Consider the following 15,218-nt stretch of genomic DNA (forward strand, 5'->3'; position numbering starts at 1 on the left):
AGGAATACTATGAGTCTGAATTTCCTTGATTTCGAACAGCCGATTGCAGAGCTGGAAGCGAAAATCGATTCTTTGACAGCGGTAAGCCGTCAGGATGAAAAACTGGATATTAACATCGACGAAGAAGTGCATCGTCTGCGTGAAAAAAGCGTAGAACTGACGCGCAAAATCTTTGCCGATCTCGGCGCATGGCAGATTGCCCAGCTGGCACGACATCCTCAGCGCCCGTACACCCTGGATTATGTCCGCCTGGCGTTTGATGAGTTTGACGAGCTGGCAGGCGATCGTGCCTATGCTGACGACAAAGCGATTGTCGGTGGGATCGCTCGCCTGGACGGTCGTCCGGTGATGATTATTGGTCATCAGAAAGGCCGTGAAACCAAAGAGAAGATTCGTCGTAACTTTGGTATGCCCGCGCCAGAAGGTTACCGTAAGGCGCTGCGCCTGATGGAAATGGCCGAGCGTTTCAAGATGCCTATCGTGACCTTTATCGACACGCCGGGTGCATATCCGGGCGTGGGCGCGGAAGAGCGCGGCCAGTCAGAAGCCATCGCACGCAATCTGCGTGAAATGTCTCGCCTGAAAGTGCCGGTCATCTGTACCGTTATCGGTGAAGGCGGTTCAGGTGGCGCACTGGCCATTGGCGTGGGTGATAAAGTGAATATGCTGCAGTACAGCACCTATTCCGTTATCTCTCCGGAAGGCTGTGCATCTATTCTGTGGAAGAGTGCCGATAAAGCGCCGCTGGCTGCCGAAGCGATGGGGATCATTGCCCCGCGTCTGAAAGAGCTGAAGCTGATCGACACGGTGATCCCGGAGCCGCTGGGTGGCGCGCACCGTAAACCAGAAGTGATGGCCGCTTCCCTGAAAGCACAGCTGCTGGCTGATTTAGCCGACCTTGATGTGCTGAGTACTGAAGATCTGCTTAACCGTCGTTATCAGCGTCTGATGAACTACGGTTACGCGTAAGCTGCACCTTTATCTGAAAAGCCGCACTTTGTTGCGGCTTTTTTTATGCCTGCGATTTACCCTGGCTATGCTTAATGATTATTTTCAAGGAGGTAGCCCGTGAACATTATTGCCATTATGGGGCCACACGGCGTCTTTTATAAAGATGAGCCCATCAAGGAGCTTGAGCGATCGTTGCAGGCCCGTGGCTATCAGCTGATTTGGCCGCAAAACAGTGCTGACCTGCTGAAGTTTATTGAGCACAACCCGCGTATCTGCGGCGTGATTTTTGACTGGGACGAGTACGATCTCGACCTGTGCAGCGATATCAACCAGCTTAACGAATATCTTCCGCTGTATGCCTTTATTAACACCCATTCCACTATGGACGTCAGCGCGCATGATATGCGTATGGCGTTGTGGTTCTTTGAATACTCCCTTGGCGTTGCGGACGATATTGCGACGCGAATTGAGCAGTACACTCAGGAATATCTCGATAACATCACGCCTCCCTTTACCCGGGCACTGTTCACCTATGTGAAAGAGGGGAAATACACGTTTTGTACCCCGGGGCATATGGCCGGGACGGCGTATCAAAAAAGCCCTGTCGGGTGTCTGTTTTACGATTTCTTTGGCGGCAATACGCTTAAGGCCGATGTATCGATTTCCGTGACGGAACTGGGATCGCTGCTCGACCACACCGGCCCGCACCTGGAGGCCGAGGAGTACATTGCCCGTACCTTCGGGGCTGAGCAAAGCTATATGGTGACTAACGGCACCTCGACCTCGAATAAAATCGTCGGAATGTATGCAGCGCACGCCGGAAGTACGGTGCTAATCGATCGTAACTGCCATAAGTCGCTGGCGCATTTGTTGATGATGAGCGACATCGTCCCCCTCTGGCTATCGCCCACGCGGAACGCGCTGGGGATATTAGGTGGAATACCGCGTCGTGAATTTGATCGGACAACGATTGAGAACAAAGTGGCGTCCGTCGCCGGGGCAAGCTGGCCTATCCACGCCGTTATTACCAACTCGACGTACGACGGCCTGTTGTACAACACAAACTGGATCAAGCAGACGCTGGATGTCCCCTCCATTCATTTTGATTCCGCGTGGGTTCCTTATACTAACTTCCATCCGATTTATGCCGGTAAGAGCGGCATGAGCGGCGAGCGTGTGCCGGGCAAGGTTTTCTTTGAAACCCAGTCGACGCACAAGATGCTGGCCGCATTTTCCCAGGCCTCGCTGATTCATATTAAAGGTGAATACGATGAAGATACTTTCAACGAAGCCTTTATGATGCACACCACCACCTCACCCAGCTATCCGTTAGTCGCCTCGATTGAAACCGCTGCGGCGATGCTGCGCGGCAATCCGGGCAAACGGCTGATCAATCGCTCGGTCGAGCGGGCGCTCCATTTTCGTAAGGAGGTGCAGCGCCTGAAGGAGGAGGCTGACGGCTGGTTCTTCGATATCTGGCAGCCGGAGGAAATTGCTGAGGCAGAATGCTGGCCCGTTGCGCCAGGTGAAGCGTGGCATGGTTTCCGGGATGCGGATGCCGACCATATGTTCCTCGATCCGGTCAAAGTTACGATCCTGACGCCGGGCATGGATGAGCAGGGCAAAATGAGCGACGACGGGATCCCCGCCGCGCTGGTGGCGAAATTCCTCGACGAGCGCGGGATCGTGGTCGAAAAAACCGGTCCCTATAACCTGCTTTTCTTATTCAGTATCGGCATAGATAAAACGCGGGCGATGGGGTTGCTGCGCGGGTTGATGGAATTTAAGCGTGCGTACGATCTTAATCTGCGGGTGAAGAATATGCTCCCGGATCTCTACGCCGAGGATCCGGATTTTTATCGCAATATGCGCATTCAGGATCTGGCGCAGGGGATCCATAAACTGATCCGCCAGCACGATCTGCCGCGCCTGATGTTACAGGCGTTTGATGTATTGCCAGAAATGAAGCTCACGCCGCACAAGGCCTGGCAGCGTCAGGTAAAAGGCGAGGTGGAGACGGTGGAACTGGAAAGCCTGGTCGGGCGTATCTCTGCCAACATGATCCTGCCTTACCCGCCCGGCGTTCCGTTACTGATGCCGGGGGAAATGATCACCGAGCGCAGCAGAGCCGTTCTCGATTTTCTTCTGATGCTCTGCTCCGTCGGTCGCCACTATCCTGGCTTTGAAACCGATATTCACGGCGCGAAGCGGGATGATAACGGGGTCTATTGGGTGCGAGTCCTAAAATCAGGTTGACCGCTTGCAAGGCCGCGGTTTTCGGTTGTAACGTTCAGGGATCATAAAAAGGAGAAGCTATGCTGGGTTTAAAACAGGTTCATCATATTGCGATCATTGCGACCGACTATGCCAGGAGCAAGGCGTTCTATTGCGACATTCTTGGCTTCACCTTAATGAGTGAGGCCTATCGCGCCGAGCGCGACTCCTGGAAGGGCGATCTCGCGCTGAACGGGCAGTATGTCATTGAGCTGTTTTCTTTTCCTTTCCCGCCTGCGCGTCCTTCTCGTCCTGAAGCCTGCGGCCTGCGCCATCTTGCCTTTAGCGTGGACGATCTCGACAACGCGGTGGCTCATCTGGAAGCGAACGGCGTGACGTGCGAAGAGATTCGTATCGATCCCTTTACCGGCAAGCGCTTTACCTTTTTCAGCGATCCGGACGGATTGCCGCTGGAGCTTTACCAGCAGTAATCTTCATCCTGTGTGATAATGCCCGCCTGTTTCGGGCATTTTTTCACTTTTCTCATGACTTCACAGAACCTTGCTCAAGCTGTTTCTCCTTACCGCCACTTGCTGGTGGGATTGAGTGGTGGGCTGGATTCAACGGTCCTCCTCCATCGCCTGATGTTATGGCGGCAGACCGAACCTGACGTTCAGCTGCGGGCCATTCATGTACATCATGGTTTAAGCCCCTTTGCCGACGACTGGGTGCGCCATTGTGAAGCGCTTTGCGCCGAATGGCATATCCCGCTGGTGGTGGAGCGCGTCGTGCTGATTGACGATGGTTCAGGAACGGAAGCGCAGGCTCGCCGTGCTCGCTATGCTGCTTTTGCAAACGCGCTTCAGCCCAATGAGGCTATGGTGACCGCGCAGCATCTTGACGATCAATGTGAAACGTTTTTGCTGGCGCTCAAGCGAGGCAGCGGCCCGGCAGGATTATCCGCCATGCCCGCGCGGGCGGAGTTTGCCGGCACACAGCTTATTCGTCCCCTGCTTTCTCAAACGCGTGCGTCCCTGGAGGCCTGGGCGCAGACACACGGCCTACGCTGGATCGAGGATGAAAGTAATCGGGACGATCGTTTTGACCGCAACTTTTTGCGTTTGCGCGTCTTGCCCGTCCTTTCTGCGCGCTGGCCCCACTTTACCGAAGCCACGGCAAGAAGCGCCTTGCTCTGCGCCGAGCAGGAGAGCCTGCTCGATGAATTGCTCAGTGAAGAGCTTGCCGGGCTGACGTCGGCAGAGGGCGCGCTGTCTATCCACCCGCTTCAGGGAATGAGTCCGGTCCGACGTGCGGCGTTACTCCGGCGCTGGCTGGCACAGCAGAATGCGGTGATGCCATCCCGTGCCATGTTGCACCGGATCTGGGAGGAGGTGGCTCAGGCTCGCGAGGATGCTACGCCGTGTCTGCATCTGAATGGCTTTGAGGTCAGACGATATAAAAGCCAGCTGTGGTGGATCAAATCTCAGCCTTCCCTTGCAGATGTGACGCTTGCCTGGACAATGCCGGATGAGCCTTTGCCGTTACCTGCGGGGGCGGGCATGGTTTCCCTGGCAGGGAAGGGGCACGTGCGTTTACCGCGCAAGAATGAAGAGGTGACGGTGCGGTTTATTGCCCGGGGAATGCTGCATATTGTGGGGCGTCAGGGGGGCCGCAAACTGAAGAAAATCTGGCAGGAGCTGGATATCCCACCCTGGCGGCGTGATACGACTCCACTGCTGTTCTATGGCGAGACGCTGATTGCGGCGGCTGACGTGTTTATCACGCAGGAAGGATGGACAGAAGACGGGGTGAAATTTGCGTGGCGCACTTAACGGGCAGCCAGGCTGCCCGTAGTAATCCTCAGGACTCGCTCACCACAACGGTGCCGATGTCAGGATGGCTAAAGCTGGCGATTTTATCCAGGCGAAGTTCTCGCGTCGCGCCGGCATCGTCAACGACCAGGTATTCAACGTTCTTACGCGAGACCAGATCGCTGGCTTTTGCCTTCAGCACCTCGCCGTCTTTCAACGTCAGCGCCAGGACCAGATGGTTCTGACACGCAAGTTCGAGGTTGTCATAGTCATCACAGTTGATGGGTTGATAGGTATCATTCATTGACATAATCGCTCACCAGTAAATTCGCAGCAGCATACGCTGCTTTTTCCCTGACCGATTCTGAAAGGCTATCATCCGAAGCCATTTCATTAAGTACTTTTAATACACAGCCCAACGCATCCGGGATATAACCCAGGTCTCCGCTGGCAATTTCCGCATATCGTTTGCGAATGAGCTCACAATAATTATTCACATCCCCTCCTGCCAGCGCACTGACGTTACTGTGAGATAACATTAAGCCTACGAAGATAAACTCGGTTTAGCAAGGTGACTATACCATAGTCATTCGAGCAATATCAGCGCCTTGATGATGAGGCGATTCCGCACCTTACGACAGCCTTTTGTCCATTATTTCGCTACAATGAGCGCCATTATTCGAATGGAGTTTTACCATGGCGCTGAAAGCGACAATTTACAAAGCGGTCGTCAACGTCGCTGACCTTGACCGTAACCAGTTTCTCGACACGTCATTGACGCTGGCGCGGCACCCCTCTGAGACGCAGGAACGGATGATGCTGCGTCTGCTGGCATGGATAAAATATGCTAATGAACGCCTCCAGTTCTCCCGCGGTCTGAGCGCGGAGGACGAGCCGGAAGCCTGGCTGCATAACGATCATATGGGCATCGATTTATGGATTGAATTAGGCCTGCCGGATGAACGTCGTATCAAAAAAGCCTGTACGCAGTCCGCTGAAGTGGCCCTCTTTACGTATAACCAGCGCGCGGCCGAAATCTGGTGGCAGCAGTCGAAGAATAAATGTGCGCAGTACGCTAACCTGTCTGTCTGGTATCTGGATGACGAACAGCTGGCACAGCTCAGTGCCTTTGCCGGCCGTACGATGGTGCTGCAGGCAACTATCCAGGACGGAGCAATCTGGTTATCGGATTCCCAGAATAATCTGGAAATCCATCTGACTGCCTGGCAATCGCGTTCATGATTGTCCTGTCCCGAACCGTCAGCATTCCGGACAATGAGCTGGAGATTACGGCCATCCGGGCGCAGGGCGCGGGTGGGCAGCATGTCAACAAGGCCTCAACCGCGATCCATTTGCGCTTTGACATCCGGGCCTCCAGCCTGCCAGAGTATTATAAAGAAACGCTGCTGGCCGCCAGCCATCACCTGATCACCAGCGACGGCACGATCGTGATTAAGGCGCAGGAGTACCGCAGCCAGGAATTAAACCGGGAGGCCGCAATTTCAAGGCTTGTCGCGATGATTCAGGAATTAACCGCCGTGCAGAAAAGCCGACGGGCAACCCGGCCTACGCGTGCCTCGAAAGAGCGCCGGTTGTCTTCAAAGTCGCAAAAATCGTCAGTGAAAGCACTTCGCGGAAAAGTGCGTCAGTCTCATGACTGACGTGCAGGAAATCCATCTCATAAGGAATTTATAGTGAAAACAGCGATATTGTCCCTCATGGCAGCGAGTACGCTTTTTGTCCTGATTGGGTGTAACAACCGCACCGAAACGCAGATCCTGCAACCCACGCAAACCGAAGCGTTAAAACCCATGCAGCAAAGCTGGCGCGGCGTTTTGCCCTGTGCCGATTGCGAAGGTATTGAAACAACGCTGTATCTTGAAAAAGACGGCACCTGGGTCATGAACCAGCGTTACCAGGGCGCAAAAGAGCCTTCTTCCTTTGCCACCTACGGAAAGTGGGCGCGCACGGCGGAGAAGCTGGTGCTGACCGACACCGAGGGTGAGAAAACCTATTTCCGCGCGAAAGGCGAGGGGATGGAAATGCTCGATCGTGAAGGGAACCCCATTGAGTCGCAGTTCAACTACACCCTGGCCCCGGTAAACGCGGCGTTGCCAGCCACACCAATGGCGATGCGGGGCATGTATTTCTATATGGCGGACGCCGCGACCTTCACCGACTGTGCCACGGGCCAGAAGGTGAGTGTAGCCAACAATGCGCAGCTGGAGCGTGACTATGCGGTTGCGCGTGGCACGGACAGCAAACCGGTGTTGCTGACGGTAGACGGGCATTTCACGCTTGAACCCAATCCGGACAGCGGGGAGGCCGTAAAAACCCTCGTGGCGGATAAGAGTCCGACGTTCCATGCCGGGAAAGATTGCACCAGCAAATAGCTCTTGTGCAAGTTCCCTGAAGGGTCGCGCCCAACTCTCTCCATTCTTGAGGGTTGGGCGCGGTCTTACTGTCCCTCTGACCTGTCTCGCCGCTGGCAACGGCAGCCTGGCAAAATAGTGAATTCATTTTTAAGAAGATATCAATATTCAATAATCCACACCCTGGCTATCCTGCATGAGTAAAATTGACTATTGCAAGGATGTAATCATTTACAATGATGTTTTCATTAAAAAAAACCACGGTTATATTCTTATCCGCGCTCGTGGTTTTAACCAATACAGCGAATGCAGAGCCAAAATATAGCTTTGCGAGCAAATGTAAAAAGACTGACGCTCTCTTCCCCATTTCATTCACCATTGATGATGAAATGTCTAACTTTGCCGGTATGGCCTATAACGTCATATATATTCCAGAAGACCAGGCGGGGCGGGCAGATATCGCCAAACTGTATAAAAATAGCGATGGCTACGACTACACCACGCAAAAGCAAGAAATTGGCCGGGATGTCAGCACATTCAAAGATCCCACATTCCGTGATAATGACGCCTCCGGAGCCATGACCAGCTATATTTCACCAGCCGTATGCACAGCTAAAAACCCGTGTCAAAACGCCCCTTCCGGCTGGAAACCTACGGTAAACCATGGGATGTCTGCCTATGACGATATTCGATCATTTTATCCAAACGATAATATTATCGTCCATTCAGGCATGTTCCCCACCCTGAGTAATGATGATCTTAGAACCACGCTTTTTTTGCCGACCCGAAACTTTAAATTATTACGCGTCGAGATTATGCCGGTGACGAACGGCTTTTCGCCCGGTGACAGTATCGACTGGATGCAGAATACGGGTTCGCAACCGGTTGTGATGGAATACACAACTCCTTCAAATTCAAGTGATAAAACACAGTATTATCTCAGTTATGGCAGAATAGCGCGTCCCCGGAGCGACAGCGCCATGACTGAGTTTCCGACGCGCCTCGACCGTTCGGCTATTCAGTCAATGGATTTCAGGGTGTCCTTTTCAAATGACTCTTTGGGTGACACTTACAGCGGCGTGAAGTTTTATTACTTTAACGACGAACAGAAAGCGATTCTGAATAACTGCGGTTCGTGAGTGATGTGAAGGGCGGTTAACGACGGGACGTTGATGTAGCAGGCTGGTTTTATTTATTCGTAACTCTTCATATTAAAAAGGCTCTGCCGGAGCAGAGCCTTTTGTACTATTAACCTTTGATAGCAGAAACCAGGTAATTGAGAATGTCACCGGTCTTGATCATCTGCTTCTCGCCGCTGCGACGGTATTTATACTCAATGTCGTCGCTGTCGAGGTTACGATCGCCAATCACCACGGTGTGTGGAATACCGATCAATTCCATATCGGCAAACATCACGCCTGGACGTTCTTTACGGTCGTCCATCAGCACTTCAATACCTTGCGCGCGCAGTTCGCTGTAAAGCTTCTCTGCTAATTCCTGCACACGGTAAGACTTGTGCATGTTCATCGGCAGGATCGCAACCTGGAACGGTGCGATATTGTCAGGCCAGACGATGCCGCGCTCGTCGTGGTTCTGCTCAATGGCCGCCGCAACAACACGCGTCACACCAATACCGTAGCAACCCATGGTCAGGGTCTGGTTGCGCCCATCTTCGCCCTGAACGGCTGCGTTCAGCGCGCGGGAGTACTTATCGCCCAACTGGAAGATGTGGCCCACTTCGATACCGCGTTTGATCATCAGGGTACCCTGACCATCCGGGCTTGGGTCGCCTGCCACCACGTTACGAATGTCAGCCACTTCTGGGGTCGCTACATCGCGATCCCAGTTAATGCCGAAGTAGTGTTTACCCTCGATATTCGCGCCCGCGGAGAAGTCGCTCATTGCGGCAACGGTACGGTCAACGACTACCGGCACCGGCAGATTCACTGGACCCAGAGAGCCAGGACCTGCATTCACCACGGCGCGAATTTCGGCCTCGGTCGCAAATGTCAGCGGGCTGGCCACCTGCGGCAGCTTTTCTGCTTTCACTTCGTTTAGCTCATGATCGCCACGCACCAGCAGGGCAACCAGGGGATATGCGCTGCCTTCGGTGGATTTTACCAGCAGGGTTTTAACCGTTTTTTCAACCGGTAGGTTGAACTGCTCAACCAGCTCGGCGATGGTTTTCGCGTTAGGTGTATCGACCAGCTTCATCTCTTCGGTCGCCGCGGCGCGAGGGGCTTTTGGCGCCAGGGCTTCAGCGAACTCGATGTTGGCAGCATAGTCAGAGGTATCGGAGAAGATCACATCGTCTTCACCGCTCTGAGCCAGTACCTGGAACTCATGTGACGCGCTACCACCGATAGAACCGGTGTCAGCCTGCACGGCGCGGAAATCCAGCCCCATGCGGGAGAAGATTTTGCTGTAAGCCTCGTACATCTTGTCGTACGTCTCTTGCAGCGACTCCTGAGAAGTATGGAAGGAGTAGGCATCTTTCATCAGGAATTCACGCGAGCGCATGACACCGAAACGCGGGCGCACTTCATCACGGAACTTGGTCTGGATCTGGAAGAAGTTCAGCGGTAACTGCTTGTACGAGTTCAGCTCGTTACGAATCAGGTCGGTGATGACTTCTTCATGCGTTGGGCCAAGAACAAATGGACGCTCGCCGCGATCGACAAATCGCAGCAGTTCCGGGCCGTACTGCTCCCAGCGACCGCTTTCCATCCACAGGTCAGCAGGCTGAACCACAGGCATGGACACCTCGATGGCACCGGCGTTGTTCATCTCTTCACGCACGATGTTTTCGACTTTTTTCAGGACGCGCAAACCGGTCGGCAGCCAGGTATACAACCCGGAGGCCAGCTTGCGGATCATCCCGGCGCGGAGCATTAGCTGGTGGCTAATGACTTCGGCGTCGGCAGGTGTCTCCTTCAGAGTGGAGAGCAGATATTGGCTAGTACGCATGTTGTTACGGTTCCATTTCGACGATTGGACCAGGCTGAAACGTCAGACTGACACAAAAAAAGTGGTTTAGTTTACCAGTGTGGCAAAGATGCCAAAAGAGAGGAAAATAAAATTAGCGCACTTCCAGCGCAAACACTTCAAAGCCCGCTTCGGTGACACGCCAGCGAACGTTAAAATCCAGCAGCCAGACGGCATAGGTTTTACCCGCTTCTTCCTCTTTCCGATACGCCGGGCGCGGATCCTGTGCCAGCACCTCGCGGATAAAAGCCCGAAGATGAGGATAACGTTTTTCATGCTCAAGAAGCTCACCAGACAGTCCGTCAGTAAAATAGACGGGCATGTCGGCCTGCGGTGCCTGCTGGGCATAGCTGGCGTGGGCATCCGGCAGCGCTTCGGCAAAGGGTAAATAAGGTTTGATATCAATCACCGGCGTGCCGTGCACCAGATCCAGGCCGCCCAGCTCCAGAATCACCTGATCCTTCTGGCAACGTATTCCCTTGAGTTCGACAAGGGACATTCCCACCGGATTGGGACGAAAGGTGGAGCGGGTGGCAAAGACGCCCATTCTGGCATTTCCGCCAAGACGGGGAGGGCGAACGGTGGGACGCCAGCCGCCTTCCATCGTTTGGTGAAACACGAAAATTACCCAAAGATGGCTAAAGGCCTCTAAACCGCGAACGGCATCGGCCTGATTGTAAGGGGCAATTAAGTGAAGTTCACCGCCTGCGCATTTCACCAGCCCGGGCTGGCGCGGAACGGCAAACTTCTCTTTATAAGGCGAATGAATGACACCTATTTGCTCGAACTGAAAGCCACTCATTTTGCCGAGACGTTAAGGGCATTACCTGTACAGACGGCCTGACGATAGCAGCCTGGCGTACCGCTGGTGACTTCACAGCTGTGCAGCAGGACGGCATTCGCTTTCATTTTAGCGGCATTAATCTGCAGGCGTTTACGTGCAGTAGGAATATTCGGTGGCGAGTCCTGATTGGATGCCTGGCACGATTCGCCAGACACTTCACCCAAGTCGCGGAAAGTCTTACCCAGTAAATCCTCTGCATTGGTATAAATTTTTACCGGAGCAGGGCGCGGGGCTTTCGGTTTTGCTGGCTCGACCTTGGGTGGCGTTGCAGTGCTTTTGACAGGTTCAACAGGAGATCTGCTTAGCATTGAACAGCCACTCAGCATGAGTGCTACAAGACAGATCGGTAAAGCACGCATAATATTTCCTCAATGAATAATCAAATTGTCATCTATTGAATCAGTTGCCCGCACAAATGACAAGACGGGCGTTTGCCCGTCTTAAATGATATCGCGTTAAGGTTAGATTACCAGCCTTTAACCGCACCGCCGTTAAACACTTTATTGGCTTCCTGGAAAACTTCGTCAGACTGATAAGCCTGCACGAATTTCTTCACGTTTTCCGCGTCTTTATTGTCTTCGCGAGTCACGATCAGGTTTACGTAAGGAGAGTCTTTGTCTTCAACGAAGATACCGTCTTTCGCTGGGGTCAGGCCGATCTGGCTGGCGTAAGTGGTGTTGATAACCGCCAGGGCAATCTGCGCGTCGTCCAGTGAACGTGGCAGCTGGGGTGCTTCCAGCTCAACCAGTTTCAGGTTTTTAGGGTTTTCGGTGACATCAAGAACGGTCGGCAGTAGGCCAACACCGTCTTTCAGTTTGATCAGACCCACTTTTTGCAGCAGCAGCAGGGAACGACCCAGGTTGGTTGGATCGTTAGGGATAGCGACCTGCGATCCTGGCTGCAAATCTTCGAGTGATTTGATTTTTTTCGAGTAGCCCGCGATTGGGTAAACGAAGGTGTTACCGGCTGCAACCAGCTTATACCCGCGATCTTTGATCTGCTGATCCAGGTAAGGTTTATGCTGGAAGGCATTCGCGTCAATATCGCCTTTGCTCAACGCTTCGTTTGGCAGCACGTAATCGTTGAAAGTGACTAACTCAACGTCCAGGCCATACTTCTCTTTCGCCACTTTCTGGGCCACTTCAGCAACTTGCTGTTCTGCACCCACAATGACGCCCACTTTAATATGGTTTGGATCTTTTTCGTCCTGACCGCAACCCACCAAAGCCAGAGAGCCGATCAGCGCGCCTACCGCTGCAAAGGTCTTTAATTTAAACGCCATGTTTTATCCTTAACTCGTCGAGTTTGTGTTGTGTGTAACGTTATTTGTGAGTCACAGCCCGGACGATACGATCGCCTGAGAATTGAATGAGGTAAACCAGCACAACCAGCAATACCAGAACCGTATTCATTACGGTAGCGTTATAGCCAATATAGCCGTACTGGTAGCCGATCTGACCTAAACCGCCTGCACCGACTGCACCGCCCATAGCGGAATAGCCAACCAGTGTGATAAGCGTGATGGTTGCCGCATTGACCAGACCCGGTAAGGCTTCTGGCAACAGCACTTTGCGAACGATCTGCATCGGTGTTGCGCCCATCGCTCGGGAGGCTTCAATCAGCCCGGTTGGAATTTCCAGTAAGGCGTTCTCCACCATACGCGCGATAAAGGGGGCGGCACCGACGGTCAAAGGCACGATAGCTGCCTGCAGACCAATAGATGTTCCTACAATCACTCGCGTAAAGGGAATCATCCATACCAGCAGTATAATGAAAGGAATCGAGCGGAAGATGTTAACCAGCGCTGAGAGCGTGCGGTACAGCTTTGGATTGGCGATGATTTGCCCTGGGCGCGTGACATAAAGCAGAACGCCAACGGGTAAACCGATCACAAAGCCAAAAAAGCCCGATACGAAGGTCATTGCCAGCGTTTCCCATACGCCGCGAACCAGTAGCCACATCATTGGCTCAGACATAACCCAGTACCTCTACTTTTACGTGGTGTTCCTGCAGCCAGGCAATAGCCGCCTGCGTTTCTTCTTGAGTGCCGTGCATTTCAGTCAGCATGATGCCGAACTTCACGCCACCGGCGTAATCCATCTGCGCGCTGATAATGTTGTTGTTTACGTTGAAGCGACGCGCCGTTTCCGAAAGCAGCGGAGCATCCACGGATTGCCCGGTGAACTCCATACGTAACATCGGCACGCTTTCCGGCGTCGATGCTGTTTTCAGGCGCGCCAGATAATCTTCGGGAATATCCAGATGCAAAGTGGACTGGATAAACTGTTGTGCCAGCGGTGTCTTAGGGTGTGAGAACACTTCGCTTACCGTGTCCTGCTCGATTAACTCACCGTTGCTGATCACGGCGACACAGTCGCAGATGCGTTTCACGACATCCATTTCATGGGTAATAAGAAGAATGGTTAACCCCAGGCGGCGGTTAATGTCTTTCAACAGTTCCAGAATGGAGCGTGTCGTGGCCGGGTCGAGGGCGCTGGTGGCTTCGTCACAAAGCAGAACGTTTGGATTGCTGGCCAGGGCGCGGGCGATGGCGACGCGCTGTTTCTGGCCCCCGGACAGATTTGCCGGATAGCTGTCATGTTTATCGGCCAGGCCTACCAGATCCAGCAGCTCGGTCACGCGACGCTTTATCTCTTCTTTTGGCGTGTTATCCAGCTCTAAGGGAAGGGCGACGTTACCAAACACGGTGCGGGAAGCCAGCAGGTTGAAATGCTGGAAAATCATGCCAATCTGACGACGCGCTTTGGTCAGAGCAGATTCGGAAAGCTGAGTCAGTTCCTGGCCGCCAACCTGAACGGTACCTTCTGTTGGGCGCTCAAGAAGATTAACGCAGCGGATGAGGGTACTTTTCCCTGCACCGGACGCGCCAATCACGCCATAAATTTGTCCAGCCGGAACATGCAGGCTGACATTATTCAGTGCCTGGATGGTTCGGTTCCCTTGCTGGAACACTTTGGTGATATTCGAAAGTTTAATCATTGATTATTTTTATCGTATGTTAGTTAGCCGTGGCATTTTGTTCTGCCAGATACGGTGTCTGCCGTAAACAAAATGGATGTTAAGGCATCCAGACGTCTAAATCAATGCAACTCTGCGCGATGAGCACTTTCTTGTACTGCGTTTCATGAGATACTAACAGGACAAGCCTTTTTCAGGAGTAAACCAGTGGCAAAGTCAGTACCGGCAATTTTTCTCGATCGTGACGGCACGATTAATGTCGATCATGGTTATGTGCATGAGATAGACGAGTTCGAGTTTATCGAGGGTGTTATTGACGCCATGCGCGAACTAAAAGAGATGGGCTACGCCCTGGTGGTCGTGACGAATCAGTCTGGCATCGCGCGGGGTAAATTTACCGAAGCGCAGTTTGAGACGCTCACCGAATGGATGGACTGGTCGTTGGCCGACCGTGGTGTTGAGCTGGATGGTATCTATTATTGTCCGCACCATCCACAAGGAACCGTAGAAGAGTATCGCCAGACCTGCGATTGCCGCAAACCGCACCCGGGAATGTTTATCTCAGCGCAAGAGTTCCTGGACATTGATATGGCTTCTTCTTATATGGTTGGCGACAAACTGGAAGATATGCAGGCCGCAGCAGCGGCAGGTGTGGGGACTAAAGTTCTGGTGCGTACAGGTAAAGCAGTCACGCCTGAAGCGGAGAATGCCGCGGATTGGGTGATAAATAGCCTTGCTGAGTTACCAAAAGCACTTAAAAAGCAGTAAAAATAGGCGTTATGTCGAAATTATGAGCGGTTGAAATAAAAATGTATTTTTCCGCTTGTCATTCCCGGAGAGCTCCCTATAATGCGCCTCCATCGACACGGCGGATGTGAATCACTTCACACAAACAGCCGGTTCGGTTGAAGAGAAAAAATCCTGAAATTCAGGGTTGACTCTGAAAGAGGAAAGCGTAATATACGCCACCTCGCAACGCTGAGCGAAAGCCGCGTTGCACTGCTCTTTAACAATTTATCAGACAATCTGTGTGGGCACTCAAAGTGACATGGATTCTAACGT

General features: G+C 53.0%; 17 protein-coding genes. 9 read left to right on the plus strand and 8 right to left on the minus strand.

Translation table 11 applies throughout. The features are described from left to right. Window positions 1-9 precede the first annotated feature (9 nt). From accA to tilS, 4 genes are all read left to right on the plus strand, one after another. Complete coding sequence (accA, locus tag LZP96_RS08615) at window positions 10-969, plus strand: acetyl-CoA carboxylase carboxyl transferase subunit alpha (RefSeq protein ID WP_064324915.1); 960 nt, start codon at window positions 10-12, stop codon at window positions 967-969. A 99-nt stretch (window positions 970-1,068) separates the two neighbouring features. Next, entirely contained in the window at window positions 1,069-3,207 is a 2,139-nt protein-coding gene (locus LZP96_RS08620) for a lysine decarboxylase LdcC (protein ID WP_064324916.1), read from the plus strand. Window positions 3,208-3,266: 59 nt separating this feature from the next. Beyond that, window positions 3,267-3,656 (plus strand): VOC family protein, encoded by a 390-nt coding sequence (locus LZP96_RS08625; protein ID WP_064324917.1) that lies wholly within the window; start codon window positions 3,267-3,269, stop codon window positions 3,654-3,656. A 54-nt stretch (window positions 3,657-3,710) separates the two neighbouring features. Further along, window positions 3,711-4,997, plus strand: a complete 1,287-nt coding sequence (gene tilS / locus LZP96_RS08630; RefSeq protein WP_064328070.1) for a tRNA lysidine(34) synthetase TilS — start codon at window positions 3,711-3,713, stop codon at window positions 4,995-4,997. Window positions 4,998-5,025: 28 nt separating this feature from the next. Here tilS and rof read toward each other — a convergent pair whose 3' ends face one another. Both rof and LZP96_RS08640 read right to left on the minus strand, forming a co-directional pair. Then, window positions 5,026-5,286 (minus strand): Rho-binding antiterminator, encoded by a 261-nt coding sequence (gene rof / locus LZP96_RS08635; RefSeq protein WP_064324918.1) that lies wholly within the window; start codon window positions 5,284-5,286, stop codon window positions 5,026-5,028. Beyond that, entirely contained in the window at window positions 5,273-5,473 is a 201-nt protein-coding gene (locus tag LZP96_RS08640; RefSeq protein WP_087892564.1) for a YaeP family protein, read from the minus strand. The genes rof and LZP96_RS08640 overlap by 14 nt, the downstream gene beginning before the upstream one ends. Before the next feature lie 199 nt (window positions 5,474-5,672). On the opposite strand from LZP96_RS08640, the gene LZP96_RS08645 reads away from it, so the two are divergent. The 4 genes from LZP96_RS08645 to LZP96_RS08660 all read left to right on the plus strand — a co-directional run bounded on the left by LZP96_RS08645 (window position 5,673) and on the right by LZP96_RS08660 (window position 8,487). Further along, window positions 5,673-6,218 (plus strand): YaeQ family protein, encoded by a 546-nt coding sequence (locus LZP96_RS08645; RefSeq protein WP_064324920.1) that lies wholly within the window; start codon window positions 5,673-5,675, stop codon window positions 6,216-6,218. Next, window positions 6,215-6,637, plus strand: a complete 423-nt coding sequence (gene arfB / locus LZP96_RS08650) for an alternative ribosome rescue aminoacyl-tRNA hydrolase ArfB (RefSeq protein WP_064324921.1) — start codon at window positions 6,215-6,217, stop codon at window positions 6,635-6,637. The genes LZP96_RS08645 and arfB overlap by 4 nt, the downstream gene beginning before the upstream one ends. Before the next feature lie 33 nt (window positions 6,638-6,670). Next, window positions 6,671-7,369 (plus strand): envelope stress response activation lipoprotein NlpE, encoded by a 699-nt coding sequence (gene nlpE, locus LZP96_RS08655; protein WP_064324922.1) that lies wholly within the window; start codon window positions 6,671-6,673, stop codon window positions 7,367-7,369. Window positions 7,370-7,584: 215 nt separating this feature from the next. Beyond that, a complete protein-coding gene (locus tag LZP96_RS08660) occupies window positions 7,585-8,487 on the plus strand; it encodes a hypothetical protein (protein WP_064324923.1) in 903 nt (300 codons plus the stop codon). Window positions 8,488-8,596: 109 nt separating this feature from the next. Here LZP96_RS08660 and proS read toward each other — a convergent pair whose 3' ends face one another. The 6 genes from proS to metN form a co-directional block, all read right to left on the minus strand. Further along, window positions 8,597-10,315: a proline--tRNA ligase gene (proS, locus tag LZP96_RS08665; protein ID WP_064324924.1), complete on the minus strand. Its 1,719-nt coding sequence runs from the start codon at window positions 10,313-10,315 to the stop codon at window positions 8,597-8,599. A gap of 112 nt (window positions 10,316-10,427) precedes the next feature. Next, window positions 10,428-11,135 carry a tRNA (N6-threonylcarbamoyladenosine(37)-N6)-methyltransferase TrmO gene (gene tsaA, locus LZP96_RS08670; protein ID WP_064324925.1) on the minus strand — a complete coding sequence of 236 codons (708 nt, stop codon included), beginning with the start codon at window positions 11,133-11,135 and terminating at the stop codon, window positions 10,428-10,430. Continuing rightward, complete coding sequence (gene rcsF / locus LZP96_RS08675) at window positions 11,132-11,536, minus strand: envelope stress sensor lipoprotein RcsF (protein ID WP_064324926.1); 405 nt, start codon at window positions 11,534-11,536, stop codon at window positions 11,132-11,134. The genes tsaA and rcsF overlap by 4 nt, the downstream gene beginning before the upstream one ends. A 107-nt stretch (window positions 11,537-11,643) precedes the next feature. Beyond that, the gene (gene metQ, locus LZP96_RS08680; RefSeq protein ID WP_064324927.1) at window positions 11,644-12,459 is read right to left on the minus strand and encodes a methionine ABC transporter substrate-binding lipoprotein MetQ; all 816 of its coding nucleotides are present in this window, start codon (window positions 12,457-12,459) and stop codon (window positions 11,644-11,646) included. Window positions 12,460-12,499: 40 nt separating this feature from the next. Continuing rightward, entirely contained in the window at window positions 12,500-13,153 is a 654-nt protein-coding gene (locus tag LZP96_RS08685) for a methionine ABC transporter permease MetI (protein WP_064324928.1), read from the minus strand. Further along, window positions 13,146-14,177 (minus strand): methionine ABC transporter ATP-binding protein MetN, encoded by a 1,032-nt coding sequence (gene metN / locus LZP96_RS08690; RefSeq protein ID WP_064324929.1) that lies wholly within the window; start codon window positions 14,175-14,177, stop codon window positions 13,146-13,148. Before metN ends, LZP96_RS08685 begins: the two co-directional genes overlap by 8 nt. Before the next feature lie 186 nt (window positions 14,178-14,363). Here metN and gmhB point away from each other — a divergent pair, with 186 nt between their 5' ends. Continuing rightward, window positions 14,364-14,924, plus strand: coding sequence for a D-glycero-beta-D-manno-heptose 1,7-bisphosphate 7-phosphatase (gmhB, locus tag LZP96_RS08695; protein WP_064324930.1), 561 nt, complete (start codon window positions 14,364-14,366; stop codon window positions 14,922-14,924). The last annotated feature ends 294 nt before the right edge of the window (window positions 14,925-15,218 follow it).

This window comes from Huaxiibacter chinensis (assembly GCF_022171985.1).
GTDB lineage: Bacteria > Pseudomonadota > Gammaproteobacteria > Enterobacterales > Enterobacteriaceae > Enterobacter > Enterobacter chinensis_A.

Coding starts and splice junctions, on each gene's coding strand:
- arfB (WP_064324921.1), top strand. CDS start 6,215: ATGATTGTCCTGTCCCGAACCGTCAGCATTCCGGACAATGAGCTGGAG.
- accA (WP_064324915.1), top strand. CDS start 10: ATGAGTCTGAATTTCCTTGATTTCGAACAGCCGATTGCAGAGCTGGAA.
- LZP96_RS08660 (WP_064324923.1), top strand. CDS start 7,585: ATGATGTTTTCATTAAAAAAAACCACGGTTATATTCTTATCCGCGCTC.
- proS (WP_064324924.1), bottom strand. CDS start 10,315: ATGCGTACTAGCCAATATCTGCTCTCCACTCTGAAGGAGACACCTGCC.
- tilS (WP_064328070.1), top strand. CDS start 3,711: ATGACTTCACAGAACCTTGCTCAAGCTGTTTCTCCTTACCGCCACTTG.
- metQ (WP_064324927.1), bottom strand. CDS start 12,459: ATGGCGTTTAAATTAAAGACCTTTGCAGCGGTAGGCGCGCTGATCGGC.
- LZP96_RS08645 (WP_064324920.1), top strand. CDS start 5,673: ATGGCGCTGAAAGCGACAATTTACAAAGCGGTCGTCAACGTCGCTGAC.
- metN (WP_064324929.1), bottom strand. CDS start 14,177: ATGATTAAACTTTCGAATATCACCAAAGTGTTCCAGCAAGGGAACCGA.
- rof (WP_064324918.1), bottom strand. CDS start 5,286: ATGTCAATGAATGATACCTATCAACCCATCAACTGTGATGACTATGAC.
- LZP96_RS08685 (WP_064324928.1), bottom strand. CDS start 13,153: ATGTCTGAGCCAATGATGTGGCTACTGGTTCGCGGCGTATGGGAAACG.
- LZP96_RS08625 (WP_064324917.1), top strand. CDS start 3,267: ATGCTGGGTTTAAAACAGGTTCATCATATTGCGATCATTGCGACCGAC.
- tsaA (WP_064324925.1), bottom strand. CDS start 11,135: ATGAGTGGCTTTCAGTTCGAGCAAATAGGTGTCATTCATTCGCCTTAT.
- rcsF (WP_064324926.1), bottom strand. CDS start 11,536: ATGCGTGCTTTACCGATCTGTCTTGTAGCACTCATGCTGAGTGGCTGT.